Source organism: Brachybacterium sp. AG952, from assembly GCF_004362645.1.
Taxonomy (GTDB): domain Bacteria; phylum Actinomycetota; class Actinomycetes; order Actinomycetales; family Dermabacteraceae; genus Brachybacterium; species Brachybacterium conglomeratum.
Map to the genome: position 1 here is coordinate 551,523 of NZ_SNXV01000001.1, position 18,260 is coordinate 569,782.

An 18,260-nucleotide genomic window follows, 5' to 3' on the forward strand; every position below is an offset into this window, starting at 1 on the left:
GGGCCCGACGATACAACGACGCGCTTCGAATCCGCGCACGCGATTCCTCTAGACGTTGTATCCGCCAGCCGATCTGCACCGCTTGCGTCTTAGCGCCGTGCTCGGAAATGTTCATTCCTCCCCTGCGGGCAATCAGGCGAGAGCGGCCTGCTGGTGGGTGGACCCCGAGCCGTCGCCGAGCACGAGGCGGGGGGTACCGGCCCAGTTCTCTGCGGTGGTGATGTTGCGGCCGTCGACGATAAGTTTCACGCCGGGCACGTCCGTGGTGCCGAGCTCGCGGTACTCGGGATGGTTGGTCTGGACGATCACGAGGTCCGCGGCGTCACCGATCGCGTAGGGGTCCCAGCCGAAGCTGCGGATCTCCTCATCGTCGTAGTAGGTGTCGTGCACCGCGACCTCGGCACCGTGTTCAAGCAGCGCTTCCACGACGGGGAACACGCCGGAGAATGCAGTCTCCTTCACACCGGTGCGGTAGGAGGCGCCGAGCACCACTGCCTTCAGGCCCTGCAGCGAGCCGAGCAGGTTCGCGGCGCGCTCGACGAGGTGCCCGGGCACCGAGCCGTTCAGGGTGCGGGCGGTGCGCACGGTGGTCGCTGACGGATCGCCCGAGAGGTACAGGCGCGGATAGACTGGGATGCAGTGCCCGCCCACGGCGATGCCGGGCTGGTGGATGTGCGAGTACGGCTGCGAGTTCGAGGCCTCGATCACCTTGTACACATCGATGCCGTGGTCCTGCGCGAAGAGCGCGAACTCGTTGGCGAGCGCGATGTTCACGTCACGGTAGGTGGTCTCGGCGAGCTTCGCCAGCTCGGACGCCTCGGGGGAGCCGAGGTCCCACACGCCGTTGGGCCGGGGGAGGTCCGCTCGCTCGTCGAAGGTAAGCCCGGACTCGTAGAACTCACGCGCGCGGCGGGCGCCCTCCTCGCTCAGAGCACCGATGAGCTTCGGGTACTTGCGCAGGTCCTCGAACACGCGACCGGTCAGCACGCGCTCGGGGGAGAAGACGGCGAAGAAGTCGTTCGACTCCTTCAGCCCGGAGATCTCCTCGATCATCGGCACGAAGCGGGTGCGCAAGGTGCCCACAGGAAGGGTCGTCTCGTAGGAGACGAGGGTGCCCGGTGTGATGTGCTCGGCCAGTGAGCGGGTCGCCGCGTCCATCCACGCGAAGTCCGGCTCCCACGTGGCGTCATTCACGAACAGCGGGACGACGATCACGATCGCGTCCGCGCCGGGGATCGCCTCGGCGTAATCGGTGACCGCCCGCAGCTTGCCGGCCGGGACCAGCTCGGAGAGCTTCTCCTGCAGGTGCGCCTCGCCAGGGAACGGCTCGGTCGCGGCGTTGATCAACTCGACTTGGCGAGGATTCACGTCAACGCCCACGACCTCGTGACCGGAATCGGCGAACTGCACAGCGAGTGGCAACCCGATCTTCCCCAGGGCGACAACAGCAACCTTCACGATGAACCTTCCAGATGGCGAAGCGAGGCAGACGACCACGTCGAATGATACTGGGCTCCTGAAGCGCCCTGGGTTTCGTTCCGTGCTTAGACGGTCGCGGGCGCGGTCGTCGTCAGGTGAGTGTAGGCCGCTTCGACGCTCGCTGGGGTGCGGTCGCCGAGAGCTTCGTGGAGCCGGGCCGTGTTCCACCAGTAGACCCAGCCCATCGTGGCGAGCTCGACCTCGCTGACGGACTCTCAGATCCGCTTCGAGTAGATCAGCTCCGCCTTATAGAGGCCGTTCACGGTCTCGGCCAGCGCGTTATCGTAGCTATCTCCCACCGTGCCGACTGACGCTTTCACCCCGGCCGCGACGAGAGCATCCAAATAGGCCAGTGAGACGTACTGACTGCCCCTGTCGGAGTGATGGATCAATCCGCTTCCATTCCTGCTCGACCAGGGCGAAAGAGGGGCGTGCTCCAGTGCGAGCAATGGCAGTGACTGCGTGTGGAGCGTGGGTGCAACCGCCCAGCCGATTATTCTGCGGCTGAAGACACCGGTGATGAGCGCGACGTAACAGAACCCGGCGAGAATCCGAACGTAGGTGATGTCGGCGACCCACAACTGCTGAGACCGGTCCGCGACGAACTTCCGGTCCACCAGGTCGGGCCGCTGGTCCTCTCCGGCCGCGGGACGCGTGGTGACTGGCTTGCGACCTCGGCGGACGCCCTGGAGGCCAGCGCTCTTCATCAGTCTCGCCACCTGGTCACGCCCGACGTCCCATCCCGCGTGGCGCATGGCGTGCCACATCTTCCGGACCCCGTAGACGCTGTAGTTCTCCTGATGAATCCGCTTCACCTCCTCGACGAGCATCTCGTCCCGCGGGCTTCGAGCGGATGCCGGCCTGGTCTTGGAGGCGAGGTCTCCTCGGGAGGTGATGAATCCACATTCTGTCGCACCGAGGATGCGGCAGATGGCCTCGACCCCGAACTTCTCGCGATGCATGTCGATGAACGCGATCATTTCGTCGTGGGGCGATCGAGTTCCGCTGCGAAAAAAGCTGAGGCTGCTTTCAGGATCTCGTTCGCGCGTCTTGCCTCGGCGAGTTCGCGCCGAAGCCGGCGGTTCTCCTCCTCGAGTGGCTCTCCCGGGCCGGCCAGCTCGGCGGGGCCGTAACGGTTGCACCAGATCCGCAGGGTCTCCTCACCGACGCCGAGCTGTGGCGCGACGGCACGGACCGATGCTGCGCGGGGGCCGCCTTCGCGGGCATGACGGTCGTAGACCATGCGCACGGCACGGTCACGCAGCCCTGGACTGAACTTCCTGGGCACGCTCCGATTCTCCTTGCTGAGACTCGGAACGGAACCCAGTGCGCTTCAGTGCGGTCGAGACGAGTTCCTTTGCCGCACGAGGGTCGAGATCTCGGTACTGCTTCCATTTCGTCAGGAGGAGGACCAGATCGGCGTCACGAAGGGTTTCGTCTGTCGAGTCCTCGACGTGGAACGAGGGGTACCTGCGCCGAAGGTTCTCCTTCGCCACCGGATCGGTGATGATCACCCGGGCGCCCTCGGAGCAGAGTTTCAGGGCGATGACGAGGAATGGGGAGTCGCGGACATCGTCGGTGTAGGGCTTGAACGCAGCTCCGAGGACGGCGATGCGCTTGTCATCCACTGCTTCGTCGAGAAGGCGCTTCGCGAGTCGCACCTCGTACTCGCGACGTCCCTGGTTGATCGCATCGATGTCGCGCAGGAAGGCGAAGCTGTCGACGGTGCCGAGCTCGCCTGCGCGGGAGATCAGACCGCGGATGTCCTTGGGGGGGGGCAACCGCCGCCGAAGCCGATGCCGGCGCGGAGGAACTTCGGCCCGATCCGATCGTCCATGCCGATCGCCTCGGCGACGTCGTTGACATCGGCCCCGGTTACGTCGCAGAGCTCGGAGATTGCGTTGATGAACGAGATCCTCGTCGCGAGGAAGGAGTTGGCCGACACCTTGACCAGCTCGGCAGACTCGAAGTTGTAGACCCGGCGAGGAGTGTTGAGGTCGAGGATCTGCTGGTAGACGGCGTCGAGGAGTGCGATCTCGGCCTCGCCGTCGCTGGTGTCTGCGACCCCGTAGACCAGGCGGTCCGGACGCAGCGTGTCGTCGACGGCGAAGCCCTCTCGGAGGAACTCCGGGTTCCAGGCGAGTGCGACGCCGTCGATCGAGGTGATTCGGGCATGCAGCTCACGGGCAGTGCCGACCGGCACCGTTGACTTGCCGGCGATGAGTGTTGGCTTGCCGTCCCGCGCCTCGAGGATCGGTGCGAGAGCATCCAGTGCCGAGTGGATGTAGGTGAGGTCCGCACCGAGGCCGTCGTCGCGCTGCGGGGTTCCCAGGGCGAGGAAGTGCACGTCCGCGTCCGCCAGCTCGGCGTAGTCGATCGTGAAGGTGAGCCGACCGCTGTCGACGTTGCGGCGCAGCAGCTCGTCGAACCCCGGTTCGTGGAGCGGGGACTGCCCCTCCGAGAGTGCGTCGATCCGGGCTTGGTCGACGTCGAGACCGATGACGCGGTGACCCAGCTCCGCCATTGCTGCGGCGTGCACGGCTCCGAGGTAGCCAACGCCGATGACCGACAGGGTGAGCAGTGCCGGGGGACCGTCGTTCACGGAGGGGTTCCTTCTGCCTGGTGGCGTTCAAGGTCGCGGAGGAGGACGGCTGGTCGCCGGGACGGACCAAGCTGGCGAAGATGATCGCCATCGTGGGGGCGGTGCTGTCGGTGGGCTTCCTGCTGCTGCTGATCGTGCCCGGCTCCCCGGGCGCCCTGGCCACCGAGCCGCTGATCGCCCTGGCCGCCTGGGTGGTGATGGGCATCGTGTTCTTCGTGCTGCGCAAGCCCACGGTGGACGCGATGCCCGAGAAGGAGCTGGAGCAGGTGATTCTCGAGGGGTGAGCGGGGCGCGGGGCCGTCCGGCGGGAGGCCCGTCGGCCGGTGACCACCGCCGCCGTGTTGCCCGCAAATGCGAGAAATACCGGCTACTCGCGTTTTTTCTGTGACCGATTCGTAGTGTCCACCCTGGGAAAACTCTGAGACCTCGCGGTACGATCTGATCAGCCGTGCACAAAGCACGGCCGTCGACCATGCGGGAGGCAGCGTGGCTCGCAGCATCCCCCCGCTGCTGCGCAATTTGCAGTTGCTCGCCCAATCCGGGCTGGAGCATCTTGTCGACGATCCCGCACTTCCCGCCGTCCAGGTGAGCCGCCGCGCCCCCCGCCCCTTCGCACCGGCGCATTCAGCTGGCGCAGGCGGGCCGGGAGATCGCCGCGGATCGTCGTTGGGACGCGCTGGTGAGACGATACGAGACGGTGTACGGGCGGGCTTCCGGACAGGCAGCGAGCACGAGCAAGCAGACCCCGCGAAGCCGGAGTGCTGACTGATGGAGGAAAGGGCTGGAATGACCGAGTCGATGGAAGCTGAGACTCCCGTACCGGTGACGAGGCGCACCCGCCCGTTCCCTCCCTGGATGGGTCTGGTCACGGATTCCACCGCGTGGTTGATCACCCTGACGGTGCTCACCGTCTCCCGCTATCTGCTAGCGGACGTCGAGGTGACAGCGGCGTGGGGCAATGTGCTGCGGAATGTAGGCCTGTTGACCCTGCTGGCGATGGCGCTGCAGATCGCAGGCGGGTTCATGAGCGGGCTGTACCGCCGCAAGTACGTGGTGGGCTCGCTGGATGAGGCGCGGGTACTCACCATCCTCACCTTCGGGGTGACCGTCATCCTGTCCGCGGCGGTGCTGGCCACGGCAGCCATCCCGCGCAGCGTGATCCTGGCGATGTTCCCCATGGCACTGCTGCTGATGGGCGGCATTCGCCTGGTGTTCCGCCTGTTCGTCGAGGGCCGATCCGTGCCGGGCGAGGAGGCCGTTCCCGCGCTGCTGTACGGCGCCGGCGAGCTGGGCCACTCCGTGGTGCGGCAGATGCGTGTGGACCCCTTCTCGAAGATCAACCCCGTCGGATTCATCGACGACGATCCCAGCAAGCGTGGCTTCGTACTGAACGGCCTGAAGGTGCTGGGCAAGGGCAAGGACCTCGAAGTCATCGCCAAGCGCACCGATGCGCAGGCCGTGGTGATCTGCCAGAGCCGGGTGGACTCCGCCTTCCTGCGCGACGTGCACGACGTCACCGACGCCCTGGGGATCCGCCTGCTGGTGTTCCCCTCGACCAACGACGCCCTGACCCACAAGCGCAACGCGCGCAGCCTGCGTGACGTATCGGTGGACGACCTGGTGGGCCGGCACCCGGCCGACATCGACCTGTCCTCCGTCGCCGGGTACCTCTCCGGCAAGCGGGTGCTGGTCACCGGTGCAGGCGGCTCGATCGGCTCGGAGCTGTGCCGCCAGATCCACAAGTACGGTCCCGGTGAGCTGTACATGCTGGACCGCGACGAGTCCGGGCTGCACACCACCCAGATCTCGATCTTCGGCCATGGTCTGCTGGACACCAGCGACGCCGTGCTGGCCGACATCCGGGATCCTGAGGCGCTGCGCCACGTGTTCGCCGAGCGCAAGCCCGAAGTGGTGTTCCACGCCGCTGCGCTGAAGCACCTCCCGATGCTGGAGCAGTACCCCACCGAGGCGTGGAAGACGAACGTGCTGGGCACCCTGAACGTGCTGAACGCGTCCATGGAGGTCGGCGTGGAGCGCTTCGTGAACATCTCCACCGACAAGGCGGCCGACCCCACCAGCGTGCTGGGCCACTCCAAGCGCATGGCGGAGCGCCTCACCGCCTGGGCCGCACGCCAGGACGCCGGTAGCTACGTCTCGGTGCGGTTCGGCAACGTGCTGGGCTCACGCGGCTCGATGCTTCCCACGTTCCAGGCACAGATCGAGAAGGGCGGCCCGGTCACGGTCACCCATCCGGATGTGACCCGCTACTTCATGACCATCCCCGAAGCGTGCGAACTGGTGGTCCAGGCCGGCGCGATCGGCGAGGATGGCCAGGTGATGATCCTGGACATGGGCGAGCCCGTGCGCATTCTCGATGTGGCCCAGCGCATGATCGAGATGTCCGGCAAGGACGTGGAGATCGTGTTCACCGGACTGCGCCACGGCGAGAAGCTCCACGAGGACCTGTTCTCCGTGAATGAGCAGGTGGAGAGCCCCCACCATCCCCGCATCTCCCACGCGCCCGTGGATCCCTCGGACCCGGCCCACCTCGAGTTCGAGTCGTGGCTCGAGGCCGCGCGGGACAAGTCCGCGCTCACGAACGATGAACCGGACGGTCCCCAGCAGCGCAGGTCGCTATCGTTGCGGGACGAGGTGTTCGCTGCAGGAGGCAGTGGGCGATGAGCCCTCGCATCTCCTGCAATCGCCCGACCACAACCTGCGGGTGGACACTCACCTGTAGAGCGGAGTCCTGATGTCCCAGAGTTCGCGCCGCCACGTCGTCGTCCTCAACCAGTTCGCACTTCCCCTGTCGCAAGGCGGAGGTACACGACACACCGAGCTGTTCTCTCGTCTGGACGGCTGGTCGCATCAGATCATCGCTGGGAACCGGAACCACTACACACAGGAGGTGTTCCGCACCCAGGAGAAGTCGTTCCGACTCGTCCCGGTCTCCACCCAGAGAGGCGGGGCCGCTGCGCGCCTGGCCGGGTGGGTCGCCTACAGCGCCCAGGCGTTCTGGCACACGGTGCGCGCCCCTCGGGTCGACGTCGTCTACGCGTCGACGCCTCACCCCCTCACCCCCTTGGCGGGGTGGGCGGCTGCTCGGGTGCGCCGGGCGCCGTTCGTGCTCGAGGTCCGAGACCTGTGGCCGGAGTCGATCGTCTCAGCAGGGAAGCTGAAACGAGGTTCGGCGGTCCACCGCATCCTGTCGGCGGTGGAGCGGTTCTCCGTTCGGCAGGCCGACCAGGTCGTCGGCGTCACCGAGGGATGGGACTCCCATTTCCGTGCGCTCGGGTCCACGCCGTTCCACGTCGTGCCAAACGGAGCAGAGTTCCGAGGGAAATCGGCGGGGCAGCCCGCACGTGACCTCTCAAAGCTCCGACCGGACGTCGCTGGGCCCTTCGGGATCTTCGCCGGCGCACATGGGCCCAAGGACGGGATCGACGCGATCCTTGACGCGGCCAGCGCTCACCCCACCGTCGGTTTCACCCTGATCGGTTCCGGGGTCATGAAGGATCCCGCGAAGGAACGGGTGCAGCGTGAGGGTCTTTCGAACGTGACATTCCTGGACCCCGTTCCGAAAGCGGAACTGGCAGGTATCCTCGCCGCCTTCGACTTCGGCATCCATGCAGTCTCCCCCCTCAACGTCTTCTCCAAGGGCATGAGCCCCAATAAGCTCTTCGACTACCTCGCCCATGACATGCCGGTCGTCTCGAATGCTGGTGGCGCACTGGACAGGATCGTCGGCGATGGTCCGATCGGGGTCGTGACCAGCGACCTGGCGGTATCGGTGGCTCGTTTTCTCGAGACAGGCACGGACGAGAAGGAGAAGTGGGCCACGAATCGTCGCAACCTCATGACCGGGCGATACAGCCGGACGAGCAGTGCGCGCACTCTGAAGGGCATTCTCGATGCAGCCGTAGCCTCCAGAACCGCATCCCGACGGCCGAGGCAACGACGCCGTCCGCGTGTCGTCCATGTCTCCTCTGCGCACGGTCCCGTCGACAACCGGATCCTGCGCAAGGAGTGCCGTGCGCTCTCCGATGCGGGATTCGACGTCCACTTGGTGACGCGCGGTCCGAAGCAGCAGGTGGTCCCCTCTGTACAGCACCATGTGATCGAACGGGCTCCGACAGGTCGTCTCGCTCGGATGGCAGTGGGGCCGTGGAAGGCGATACTCCGGGCGTTGAAGCTCAGGCCGCAGATTGTCCATCTCCACGACCCGGAACTCATCCCCCTGGGACTCCTGGTCGAGCTTATGACTCCCGTGAAGGTCGTCTTCGATGCTCACGAGGACCTTCCTGCGCAGGTCATGGGCAAGCACTATCTTCCCAAGAGCATCCGACCCGCCATCGCACGATTCGCGTCCCTGCTGGAGAATGTCGCCGGGCGTTGCCTGTCAGGGGTGGTCGCCGCTACGCCCGCAGTAGGGCGAAGCTTTCCGCCCGCCAGAACTGCAGTGGTGAAGAACTTCCCCTGGATGGGTGACTACGGCGATCTGCCGGTGAGGCGGGAGACTTCGGGAGAGCCGTTCACATTCGGCTATGTCGGGGCTATGTCCCGTATCCGGGGCATCGACGAGATGATCGCGGCGACAGCCGGATACCGACTCCTGCTGGCCGGCCAGGCAGACGAGTACGCCAGGCGAGCGATCGAGCGCGCCGGTGACCACGTGGAGTACGTGGGAGCGGTCTCGGCCGACAGGATCCCGTCGATCCTCGCGCAGATGGATGCCGGACTCGTCCTCCTGCACGACGTCCCCAACTACCGGGAGTCCATCCCCACGAAGCTCATCGAGTACATGGCCAGCGGCATCCCGTTCATCGCCACGGACTTCGAGGCATGGCGTGTTCTGGTCGACCGCGAGGACGTTTGCATCTTCGTGGATGTCTCCAAGCCGCAGGAGGTCTGTGAGGCCGTGGAGCAGATGGCTTCCGGGCGTGGGGAGGCAACGCGGCGTGGACGCAGGGGCAGGGAGCTCTTCGAGTCGAACCTGACCTTCGACAGTCAGGCCGGAGCACTGGTCGACTTCTACCGCAGTCTCGTGTGATGCACCGGCGAGCGAAGAGCGTTGGAGGGAGCAAAGGACTCCCGTCAGCAGCTCCGGGAGCGCCCGACTACGCGGGTGAAGGTTCGAAACGGTCGGCCGGCGGCGGTGCAGTTCGTGTGGTGGTCCCCGTGATCGGGCTGCTGGTGCTGGCCTATATCGGATACATCAAGGGGGCGCCTCTGCTGTCGCGGTCGCCGGTCGACCTGACGTTCGTCGGCGCAGGCGTGGTGGCAGTTGTTCTAGCGTCCAGCGCCCACCGGCTCCACACACTGCCCGGGCTGATGCCGCTGATCGCGATGTATGTTGCGCTTGTAGCGGGTGCGGTCCCTTCCGGTGTGTCGACCACCTATAGCTCTGGGAAGACGCTCCAGATACTTCTCCTTGTGCCCCTGTGCATGCTGGGTGGTCGAATCATTCTTAGCACGGAGGAGGGGCGGCAGGCATGGTTGCGCGGCGTCGTGATCCTTGGCCTCATCGTCGCGGTATTTGCGTTGTTGTTCCCTGACGATACGGCTGCCGTTTCCGGACGGCTCTCCATCGAGGGTGGAAACACCATCGGGGCAGGACGAGGGGTTGGCGCCGCTGTCACGGTCCTCGCCGTGTGGGGCCTCTGGGGCAGGAAAAGACGAGCGGTAGCCATCTGTGTAGCAGCGTCCCTCGTTGCAGTGCTCCTGCTGATTGGGTCGCGTGGACCGATCTTGGCAGCAGTCGTAGCCATCGGCGTGGCGGTACTCGTCTCACGGCAGCAGGGGAAGCCGATCAGGCTCTTCATCGCCCTCGTCGGGTTCGGGGTCGCGGCATGGGTGATGACTCGAGAGAGCGATGTGCTCTCAGCACGTTTATTCACCTTGGAGGATCGGTCCAGTGAGGCACGTCGGGTGATCTGGGCTGAGTCTCTGCGAGTCGCTGGGGACAACCCACTGGGCGTTGGTTGGGGCCAGCTGTTCGCCTTCATGCGGCCGGGTCGGATGCTTGACTCCGGTGTTGCGCAGTATCCCCATAATCTGATTCTTGAGGTTACCGTTGAGGCGGGCTGGATACCGGCCATCGTCCTCGTCGTCGTCATCGGGTATGCGTTGTTTCGACAGCAGCAGGCAACGGTCGGGACGACGGAGACCGCCATGCTGGCGCTTCTCGTCTTCGCACTGGTCACCGTCATGGTGTCCGGTGATGTCCCCTCTAATCGGGGACTCTGGGTCGCTTTAGGAGCGGCGATGGCAAGTCCGGCGCTCATACGGGAACGGCAAGCTCACCGCTGAGTGCAAGCTAGGAGGACCAGTAGGCCCGGCGGCTCAAGAGGTAGAGAGCGAGACGCGTCGGCAGGCGGACCTCACCAGGATCACTGCGGCGATGTACAGCACCAGCATGGTCACCGAGTACAGGAGGCTGACCAGGACGATCCCGCCTCCGGCCAACGGCACCGCGATGAACGTGGCTGCGATGGCGATGAGTCGGGCGGCATCCCACTTCATCAGGACCTTGGAGTGGTGCGTGAGGTTCAGGATCTGGGTGAGTGGAGAGCCGACAGCCTGGGCGAATGCTCCGAGGGTGAGGACCTGGATCACCAGCCCGGTCTGTTCCCAGCCGGGACCGAGCGCCAGCGTGACCAGGCTTGGCGCAAACACTGCAGCAAGCAGGCAGGGCACCGCCATCATGAGTGCCAGCTGTCGAAGAAGTGAGTCGACGGTGGGCAGCAACTGGGCATCGCGCCTGGATGCCAGTCGACCGATCTCACCCATGCTCGTCGACCCGACGGCCTGGGCAACGATCGCGAGAGGACCCACAAGGAGCCGCACCGCCATCGCGAAGACCCCGGCTCCGGCGGTCCCGAACATCACTGTCATGAGGAGAACGGGCGCCTGCCCCCCCGTGCTGTTCAACAGTGCGCTCACCCCCGCAGAGCGAGCGAACGAGCGTGCACGGCGCCATGTGCCCAACAGGGGCATCCGATTCGCGCGATGACCGCGCAGCGCCAACAACCAATGCACTCGAGCCAGCAAGAAGCCGAGCACGAGTGAGATCGCGGTCGGGGACATGGCAGCCAACGCGAGCTGAGCAACACCGGTTCCTCCGCCCTGCACGAAGTTCCCCACACCCATGGTGGTGTAGGCGCGTGCCACGGAGTAGCGGGCGGTGGCGATGAGCTGGACGGACCCCATGAAGACCATCGGGGCGGCGAGCAGCCACAGGGGTGACACATCGGCAATCAGCCATGCTGCTGCACAAGCGACGAGGATGATGAGCGAGATCATCACGGCGACGATGAGTGCGAGCAGACGAGCATTCCGCTGGTGCGCGCTGGAGGCGATGCTCGCGGCGAACACCTCGAGTCTGAGGGTCGAGAACCCCGTGAAAAGGGATGCGAGCGCCAGGACCGCAGAGAACACACCGAAGGTTTCGGGTGTGACGAGTCGACCGAGCAGCGGTGTGACCAGGTACGAGATCCCGTACCCCAACACGCTGCCTGCGAAAACGATCGCAGATCCCCGACGAAGTCGCGTGATGGCGCTGGAGCCCCGTGACTCACCGTCCCCGTGCGCAGTCGGCTCCGGATCTACCACCGTCCCGGCACTCCCTTCACGGTGACCCCGCCGGGGACATTCCGTGTGACCAGCGCGGATGCACCGATGACCGTGCGTGGTCCGATTGATTGTCCCTGCAGGATGGTCGAACTGCCGCCGATGAGCACGTCCTGCCCGCAGAAGACCTCGCCTGAGATGCGGGCGCCCGGGTTGACGGACACGTAGTCGTCCAGGATCGAGTCGTGGCCGATGTAGCACTGCGCATTGAGGATCGCGTACCGACCGACGTTCACGTTCGTCGAGATCTGGGCACCCGCATAGACCACGCTTCCCTCGCCGAGGTTCACCTGCGACCCGATCACGGCTTTCGGGTGCACGAGGGTGGCGGGATGGTGGCCTGCCCCTTCGAACACATCGGCGACGGCTCGCCGAACTTGGGGCCACGCGATCGCGATGACGAAGCTGCAGGGATCGGAGCGACTCGCGATCCAGTCATCGACGCTTCCCAGGAACGGGACGCTCCTGGCTTCGAGACGTTCGAGGTGTGCGGGAGCCGGGAAGTCGTCCAGCACGCCGAGCACGTCGATCCCTGCCCCTGCTTGGTTCATCGCCTCGATGATGTCGAGGGTCTCGCGCCCTGTGCCGGCTGCTCCGACAACGACGAGGGGGGTGCCCGTCATCGCGCTGCGCCCTCAGCGCTCGGTGTGCCGAGGTGCTGGGTGGAGCCGGTGAACTTCGGCATTGTTGCCGAGCCCTCGTTCGAGATTCCGTCCCGCCGCAGCACCGTGGTGACCGTGCGGGCCAGGATCTTCAGGTCCAGTGCCAGGGACCGCTCCCGGGCGTACTTCACGTCATGGGCGAATCGGTCCTCCCAGGTGGTGGCGTTACGGCCGCTTACCTGTGCCAGTCCGGTCACCCCGGGGCGCACGTCGTGGCGGCGCGCCTGCTCGGGCGTGTACAGCTCGAGGTACTCCATCAGGAGGGGGCGAGGCCCCACCAGGCTCATGTCGCCGCGCACCACGTTCCACAGGGACGGGAGCTCATCGAGGCTCGTGGAGCGCAGGAGTCGGCCGAACCGGGTGAGCCGATCCGCATCTGGCTCACCCTCGTACGCGGGATTGCGCATGCTGCGGAACTTCAGCAGCTCGAACGGCCTGCCGTACCGGCCCGGGCGCTGCTGACGGAACAGCACGGGGGATCCGAGCTGAGTCCTCACCGCTGCCGCGACCGCAGCCTGCACAGGAAGGGTGACGACCGCCAGCGGCAAGGACACGACAATGTCGAGCGCACGCTTGACCGGGTCGTACAGCTTCACCGCGGGGTCTCCGCGAAGGTGCGGATCGCCTCGCACACACGCTCGATCGTCGCCTCGTCATGGGCGGAACCACTGGGCAGGGACAGACCGGTCCGGAAAAGGCGCTCCGAGGTCCCGTTCACGAACGCGGTCCGATCCTCGAACACCGGCTGCAGGTGCATCGGCTTCCACAGTGGCCGTGCTTCGATGTCCAGCCCTGCGAGATGCGCCTGGAGGTCGCCGGAGGTGTAACCCGACTTCTGCTCATCGATCAGGATCGAGGTGAGCCAGGCGTTGTCGCGGGTGGAGCCGTCCTCGCTGGCATCGGGAAGGCCGAACACGGTGACGCCGCCGAGATCATCTGCCAGGTCGATGTAGGCCCTCCGGATGGCGTGGCGACGGTCGATCATCTGCGGCAGGCGCTCCAGCTGTGCACGGCCCAGGGCTGCCAGCAGGTTGGAGAGCCGGTAGTTGTATCCCACGTCCACGTGCTCGTAGTGGACCACGGGCTGACGGGCCTGGGTGGCGAGATACCGCGTGCGGGCCGCCATGTCCGCATCATCGGTGAGCAGGGCGCCGCCCCCGGAGGTGGTCATGATCTTGTTCCCGTTGAACGACACCGCAGCCGCGACGCCGTACGCGGGCGCGGGTCGGCCGTTCCGGGTGGCACCCACGGACTCTGCCGCATCCGACAGCACCGGAATTCCGTGCTCCGCTGCGATCCTGCCGGTCGCCTCGTGGTCGACGACCTTGCCCAGCAGATCGACAGGAACCAAGGCGCGAACAGTGCGGCCCTGCTCGGCCAGTTCGGCGAGGGCCGTCGCGAGCAGATCCGGGTCCATGGAACCGGTGTCGTCGCAGTCCACGAACACCGGCTCCGCGCCGGTGTACACGATCGCGTTGGCCGTCGCAGCGAAGGTCATCGTGGAGGTGACCACCACATCCCCGGGCCCTGCCCCGAGCTGGATCAGTGCGAGGTGCAGCGCAGCGGTTCCCGAGGAGAGCGCGACGGCATGGTCGCGCCCGCAGAACTCGGCGAGTTCCTTCTCGAATGCGTCCACCTCGGGCCCTAGGGGCGCGATCCATCCTCCGCGGAATGCGCGGATGACGGCCTCTTCCTCGGCGGCCGTGACATCCGGGGGTGACATAAAGATGCGATCAGCCATGGTGGGGTTCTCCTGCGTCGATCTGGAGGTGGGTGCGAAGGGCGGGGATGACGAGTGCGCAGGTCTGGGCGATCGTGCGGAACGAGGATTCGTACCCCTCCGGCGGGCCGCCGTACGGGTCCGGGATGTCCGTGGAGGTGCCACCGGCCCCGGCTCGTGCGCGCAGCCGCGAGGCGGCCATGGCCAGCTCGCGCACCGTCTCGAACGTCTGGTCCGGGCGCAGCAGGGCGAGCACATGCTGCAGTTCCACCAGGGTGAAGATGCGGCGCACCGTGCGGGGGGCAAGTTTCGCCACCCATGAACGGTGCTCCTCGGTCATGGTGATGATGAGGTCGGTGGATTCCGCAGTGGACTGGTCCAGCTGCCGGCCCACGTGGTGCAGGTCCCGGTCCAACTCGCGGCTCGCGAACTCGATCGTCACGGGCTCGGCCTCGCGCCCGGCGGCTGCATGGGTGCCGGCGCTGGTCACCGTGATCCCCTGGGCGCTGAGGGCGTCGTGCAGGATCGCCTCACCCAGGGGGGAACGGCAGATGTTCCCGGTGCACACCACCAGGATCGAGCCGCGGCTCATCGGTGAGCGTCCTCGCCCCTGCTTACGGAGGTCACCGGCCAGGTGCGCGGCGTGGTGCTGGGATCATCAGGTCGCGTGCTGGCCCGCCTGCGCCCGGCCCGGCGACGTGTGGGACGCAGGTACGACCCCAGTTCATCCGAAGAAGCTCCCTGCTCGAGCAGCTGCTGGCGGGCCGGTTCGGCGGAGGCAACGGTTTCCGTCGTCGCCGCGGGCGTGACTGACCCGGCGGCTTCGGCCACCGCGCTCGGCTTCACCGCGGACTCGTCCGAGGAGTAGGTGTAGGTGTACGAGTACGCACCCCGGTTCCCGGTGGGCACCCGGTTCAGGATCACGCCGAGTGTTCGGCCGCCGGCGGATTCCAGCTTCTGCAGTGCCTGTGCCAGCTGCTGCTTCTTCACGGCCTCGCTGCGCGCCACCACCAGTGCGCCGCCCACGTGGTGGGAGAGCACGACAGCATCGGTGACGGCCAGCAGCGGCGGGGCATCCACCACCACGAAGTCGTACTGTGCCATCGCGGTGGCCAGCAGCTGTTCCATCTTCTCGCTGCCCACCATCTCGCTCGGGTTCGGGGGGATGGGGCCGGAGGTGAGCACATCGAGGCCTTCCGTCTCCAGCGGCTGGACCAGCTCGTCGAGCTCCGCCTCACCGATCAGCACGGTGGTGAGGCCGGCATTGCCCTCCAGGCTCAGGTACTGGTGGATCGAGGGACGGCGCAGATCGGCGTCGATCAGCAGCACGCGGGCACCGGACTGAGCGATCACATGTGCGAGATTGATCGCGGAGCTGGACTTGCCCTCACCGGGCAGCGAGGAGGTGATCAGCACACTGCGCTGCCCCTCCGCCAGCCCCATGAACTGCAGATTGGTGCGCAGGTCGCGATAGGCCTCCGCCTGCAGGCTCTGCGGGTGCTGCGCCGCGATCAGCGGCAGATGCTTGGTATCCCGGCTGGAGGGGATCTTCGCGATCACCGGGCGCTCGAAGGTCTTCTCGATGTCCTCGGGACGGCGCACCCGGTTGTCCAGCAGGTCACGGATGACCGCGGTAGCCACCCCCGCCATCAGGGCCAGCACCAGGCCCACCGCGAGGTTGCGCGGCAGACTGGGGGACGCCGGTGATGACGGAGTGGTGGCCGGAGCGATCACCGTCAGCTCCACCGAGGAGGTGTTGCCGTCGGTCTCCAGCTCGGAGACCGTCTGGCGCAGGCTCTCGGCGGTGGCATTTGCGATCTCCGCTGCCTGCCCCGGATCCTCCGACGAGGCCGCGATCTCGAGGATCAGCGTCTCCGGCGGTACCGAGGTGGAGATCTGGCTCGCCAGGTCCTGCGGGGAGGAATCCAGGCCCAGCTCCTCGATCACCGGTTCCAGCACCAGGGGAGTGGTGGCCAGATCGGCATAGCTGGTGATCTGCTGCTGAGCGAAGATAACACCGCTGTTGAGTTCGGTGACCGAGCCGCCCGCCTGGGTCTGCACGAACATGCGGTTCTTCGCCTGGTATGTCGGGGTCTGCAGGAGGGTGAACCCTACGACTGCTCCGAGAACGAGGAGAGCGGCGATCAAAGCGGGAATCCATCGATCCCTCAGGATCGACAGGTAGTTCTGCAGCTCCACAGGCTTCCATTCCATCGACGTCATGGCCCCGGTGGGCCCGGACCGCTACGGACGGCCCTGCCCACGTGCGCAGGCGAGCGCAAAACCGCATTCAACCGACCAATGTAGCGCACTCAGGGTTTGTTCAGGAGTCGTATTGCCCGACTCCCACCCAACGTGGATGTGACCTTGCTCCAGCCCGGGTGGAACGAGACGGAAACGCCCGGTGAGCAGCAGTCAACAGACACATGTCTGCGCGGACATCAACCTGCCTTCGGGAGCCCCCGCAGCACCTGCCCCCCACTCCATCAGCTCCCCGATCACCCCGTCCTCGGTGCGGTGAGCAGAGGGGCTTCACGCGGCTCCATCGCCGTGTGCGAGGAGCTCACCGCGGAGTCGACGGCGCCCGACCACATCGACCTGCTGCGCCACCATCGGATGCTCTTCGCGGGCCTCGAGTCGATCCTCCCCGCCGAGCCCTGCGGCACCACGGCGCGGCTGCGCGTAGACCTGCGCAACGACGGGCCAGCCCCGCTGGTCGTCCACCGGGCGAACAGCTCCGCCCTGCTCGTCGGCTCCTGGCGACTACTCCACCGCGAAGCGGATCCGGAAGGTCGAGCCCTCCCCGGGCTGGGAGCGCACGCTGATCTGCCCGTTGTGGGAGACGACGATCGGCCGCGTGAGCGAGAGGCCTATGCCGTGGCCGGGGATGTCGCTGTTGCGGGCCGTCTCGGTGCGGTAGAAGTCGGTGAACAGGGTGGTCTGCTCCTGCGCGGTCATGCCGATCCCGGTGTCGGTGACCCGCAGCTCCGCCTGCCCCTCGATCATCTCGGCGGCGACCGTGACGGTCCCGCCACGGCGGGTGTACTGCAGGGCGTCGGGGGGCGGGCTGTCGACGGCCTGCCGCATGCGGACGGTGTCCACCGGCATCTCCGGCGTGGGCTGCAGATCCGAGATGAGGGCGATCCCCGCCCTTTCGGCGCGCAGCGCGAAGGACTCCACGGAATGCTCGGCGCTCTCGGAGAGCCGGCTCGGACGCAGCACCAGCTTCTCCTCTCCGGAGCGGCTCACCTGATCCTGCAGCAGCTCCTCCTCGATCACCTGCAGCTGCTCCGTATTGCGATGTGCGACCTGCAGGCGGCTCGCGGTCGCCTTCGAGAGGTCCAGGCCGTCCTGGGTCAGCTCCAGGTAGCCGATCATCGAGGTCGACGGGGTGCGCAGCTCATGGGACACCGAGGCGACGAGCTGCTCCCGTGAGCGGACCATCTCGAGGTAGGAGGTGACGTCGGAGAACACCACCATCGCCCCGGCCCGCTCGCCCCGCCGGTCCAGGATCTGCCGGGCCGAGGCGGAGAAGGCGGCGCCGTCCTCGCTCGGCGGGCCCGTCGCGACCAGGTAGTTGTTGAAGGACTCCTGCAGCACCGCCTTGCGCACCGCGCGCTCGTCCACCGGGATCGGCAGCGACGTCCCCGGGTAGCGCAGCAGCAGCTCCGCCTCGTTGAGGCCGTCGTTTCCCGGCAGGGTGGCGAGGGCGTGGATCCGCCGCTGCCGGCTGTTCATGAGGATGTCGTGGCCGTCCGCGTCGACGACCACGATGCCCACATCCACGGTGTCCAGGATGCTCTGCAGCAGCTGCGCGGGGGCGTCGAGCTCGCCGATCACCGTCTTCCGCTCCGCGACGGTCTCCGGCAGCCTCTCGCTGCGCCGCCCCCTGGTCGTCGGCGCGAACGGGTAGCTGGGGCGGGCGGTCGCCGTGTGCTGGCAGGGGAGGGCCGACGTGGACCTCGTCGGCCGCGACTGTCTGGATCTCGCCTTGGCGGAGTCGGTTGCCGCCTTCGACTTCCGCCCCTACGGCACGATCGTCAACGCCGCCGCGCGCACCGCTGTCGACGCCGCCGAGACCCCGGAAGGCCGGGCCTAGGGCTGGGTCGTGAACGTCGACGGCGTCGCCCGGCTCGTCGAGGCCGCCCGCGCGCAGCGCGCGACTCTC

At 66.7% G+C, this 18,260-nt stretch carries 17 protein-coding genes and 1 other annotated feature; of the genes, 5 read left to right on the forward strand and 12 right to left on the reverse strand.

Going from position 1 to position 18,260, the window contains the following annotated elements; translation table 11 throughout:
* Positions 1–132: 132 nt before the first annotated feature.
* The 5 genes from DEU31_RS02425 to DEU31_RS17040 form a co-directional block, all read right to left on the reverse strand.
* A complete protein-coding gene (locus tag DEU31_RS02425; RefSeq protein WP_133675523.1) occupies positions 133–1,458 on the reverse strand; it encodes a nucleotide sugar dehydrogenase in 1,326 nt (441 codons plus the stop codon).
* Positions 1,459–1,694: 236 nt separating this feature from the next.
* Positions 1,695–2,459, reverse strand: a complete 765-nt coding sequence (locus DEU31_RS02435; RefSeq protein ID WP_133675527.1) for an IS3 family transposase — start codon at positions 2,457–2,459, stop codon at positions 1,695–1,697.
* Positions 2,396–2,498 (reverse strand) — a sequence feature (AL1L pseudoknot). It overlaps the preceding gene by 64 nt.
* The gene (locus DEU31_RS02440; protein WP_133675529.1) at positions 2,456–2,767 is read right to left on the reverse strand and encodes a transposase; all 312 of its coding nucleotides are present in this window, start codon (positions 2,765–2,767) and stop codon (positions 2,456–2,458) included. (Overlaps the previous feature by 43 nt.) The genes DEU31_RS02435 and DEU31_RS02440 overlap by 4 nt, the downstream gene beginning before the upstream one ends.
* Positions 2,736–3,260: a UDP binding domain-containing protein gene (locus DEU31_RS17035; protein WP_243733681.1), complete on the reverse strand. Its 525-nt coding sequence runs from the start codon at positions 3,258–3,260 to the stop codon at positions 2,736–2,738. Before DEU31_RS17035 ends, DEU31_RS02440 begins: the two co-directional genes overlap by 32 nt.
* Positions 3,230–4,081, reverse strand: a complete 852-nt coding sequence (locus DEU31_RS17040) for a nucleotide sugar dehydrogenase (RefSeq protein ID WP_243733683.1) — start codon at positions 4,079–4,081, stop codon at positions 3,230–3,232. Before DEU31_RS17040 ends, DEU31_RS17035 begins: the two co-directional genes overlap by 31 nt.
* Before the next feature lie 20 nt (positions 4,082–4,101).
* Here DEU31_RS17040 and DEU31_RS02450 point away from each other — a divergent pair, with 20 nt between their 5' ends.
* The 4 genes from DEU31_RS02450 to DEU31_RS02465 all read left to right on the forward strand — a co-directional run bounded on the left by DEU31_RS02450 (position 4,102) and on the right by DEU31_RS02465 (position 10,390).
* A complete protein-coding gene (locus DEU31_RS02450; RefSeq protein WP_208109950.1) occupies positions 4,102–4,365 on the forward strand; it encodes a hypothetical protein in 264 nt (87 codons plus the stop codon).
* Between the two features lie 571 nt (positions 4,366–4,936).
* Positions 4,937–6,763, forward strand: coding sequence for a nucleoside-diphosphate sugar epimerase/dehydratase (locus DEU31_RS02455; protein ID WP_133675531.1), 1,827 nt, complete (start codon positions 4,937–4,939; stop codon positions 6,761–6,763).
* Between the two features lie 70 nt (positions 6,764–6,833).
* On the forward strand, positions 6,834–9,131 hold the full coding sequence (locus DEU31_RS02460; protein ID WP_133675533.1) for a glycosyltransferase: 2,298 nt from the start codon (positions 6,834–6,836) through the stop codon (positions 9,129–9,131).
* Between the two features lie 128 nt (positions 9,132–9,259).
* On the forward strand, positions 9,260–10,390 hold the full coding sequence (locus DEU31_RS02465) for an O-antigen ligase family protein (protein ID WP_166649350.1): 1,131 nt from the start codon (positions 9,260–9,262) through the stop codon (positions 10,388–10,390).
* 33 nt (positions 10,391–10,423) lie between these two features.
* Here DEU31_RS02465 and DEU31_RS02470 read toward each other — a convergent pair whose 3' ends face one another.
* From DEU31_RS02470 to DEU31_RS02500, 7 genes are all read right to left on the reverse strand, one after another.
* Entirely contained in the window at positions 10,424–11,692 is a 1,269-nt protein-coding gene (locus DEU31_RS02470; protein ID WP_279535625.1) for an oligosaccharide flippase family protein, read from the reverse strand.
* Complete coding sequence (locus DEU31_RS02475; protein ID WP_133675539.1) at positions 11,686–12,333, reverse strand: NeuD/PglB/VioB family sugar acetyltransferase; 648 nt, start codon at positions 12,331–12,333, stop codon at positions 11,686–11,688. Before DEU31_RS02475 ends, DEU31_RS02470 begins: the two co-directional genes overlap by 7 nt.
* Entirely contained in the window at positions 12,330–12,968 is a 639-nt protein-coding gene (locus DEU31_RS02480) for a sugar transferase (RefSeq protein WP_279535626.1), read from the reverse strand. Before DEU31_RS02480 ends, DEU31_RS02475 begins: the two co-directional genes overlap by 4 nt.
* On the reverse strand, positions 12,965–14,113 hold the full coding sequence (locus DEU31_RS02485; protein ID WP_133675541.1) for an aminotransferase class I/II-fold pyridoxal phosphate-dependent enzyme: 1,149 nt from the start codon (positions 14,111–14,113) through the stop codon (positions 12,965–12,967). Before DEU31_RS02485 ends, DEU31_RS02480 begins: the two co-directional genes overlap by 4 nt.
* Positions 14,106–14,684: a hypothetical protein gene (locus DEU31_RS02490; protein ID WP_133675543.1), complete on the reverse strand. Its 579-nt coding sequence runs from the start codon at positions 14,682–14,684 to the stop codon at positions 14,106–14,108. Before DEU31_RS02490 ends, DEU31_RS02485 begins: the two co-directional genes overlap by 8 nt.
* On the reverse strand, positions 14,681–16,291 hold the full coding sequence (locus DEU31_RS02495; protein WP_166649352.1) for a polysaccharide biosynthesis tyrosine autokinase: 1,611 nt from the start codon (positions 16,289–16,291) through the stop codon (positions 14,681–14,683). The genes DEU31_RS02490 and DEU31_RS02495 overlap by 4 nt, the downstream gene beginning before the upstream one ends.
* Before the next feature lie 564 nt (positions 16,292–16,855).
* Positions 16,856–17,932, reverse strand: coding sequence for a HAMP domain-containing sensor histidine kinase (locus DEU31_RS02500; protein ID WP_166649353.1), 1,077 nt, complete (start codon positions 17,930–17,932; stop codon positions 16,856–16,858).
* A gap of 115 nt (positions 17,933–18,047) precedes the next feature.
* On the opposite strand from DEU31_RS02500, the gene DEU31_RS17045 reads away from it, so the two are divergent.
* Positions 18,048–18,191, forward strand: coding sequence for a hypothetical protein (locus DEU31_RS17045; protein ID WP_243733685.1), 144 nt, complete (start codon positions 18,048–18,050; stop codon positions 18,189–18,191).
* Positions 18,192–18,260 lie beyond the last annotated feature (69 nt).

Coding starts and splice junctions, on each gene's coding strand:
- DEU31_RS02485 (WP_133675541.1), bottom strand. CDS start 14,113: ATGGCTGATCGCATCTTTATGTCACCCCCGGATGTCACGGCCGCCGAG.
- DEU31_RS02475 (WP_133675539.1), bottom strand. CDS start 12,333: ATGACGGGCACCCCCCTCGTCGTTGTCGGAGCAGCCGGCACAGGGCGC.
- DEU31_RS02490 (WP_133675543.1), bottom strand. CDS start 14,684: ATGAGCCGCGGCTCGATCCTGGTGGTGTGCACCGGGAACATCTGCCGT.
- DEU31_RS02455 (WP_133675531.1), top strand. CDS start 4,937: ATGGGTCTGGTCACGGATTCCACCGCGTGGTTGATCACCCTGACGGTG.
- DEU31_RS02460 (WP_133675533.1), top strand. CDS start 6,834: ATGTCCCAGAGTTCGCGCCGCCACGTCGTCGTCCTCAACCAGTTCGCA.
- DEU31_RS02435 (WP_133675527.1), bottom strand. CDS start 2,459: ATGATCGCGTTCATCGACATGCATCGCGAGAAGTTCGGGGTCGAGGCC.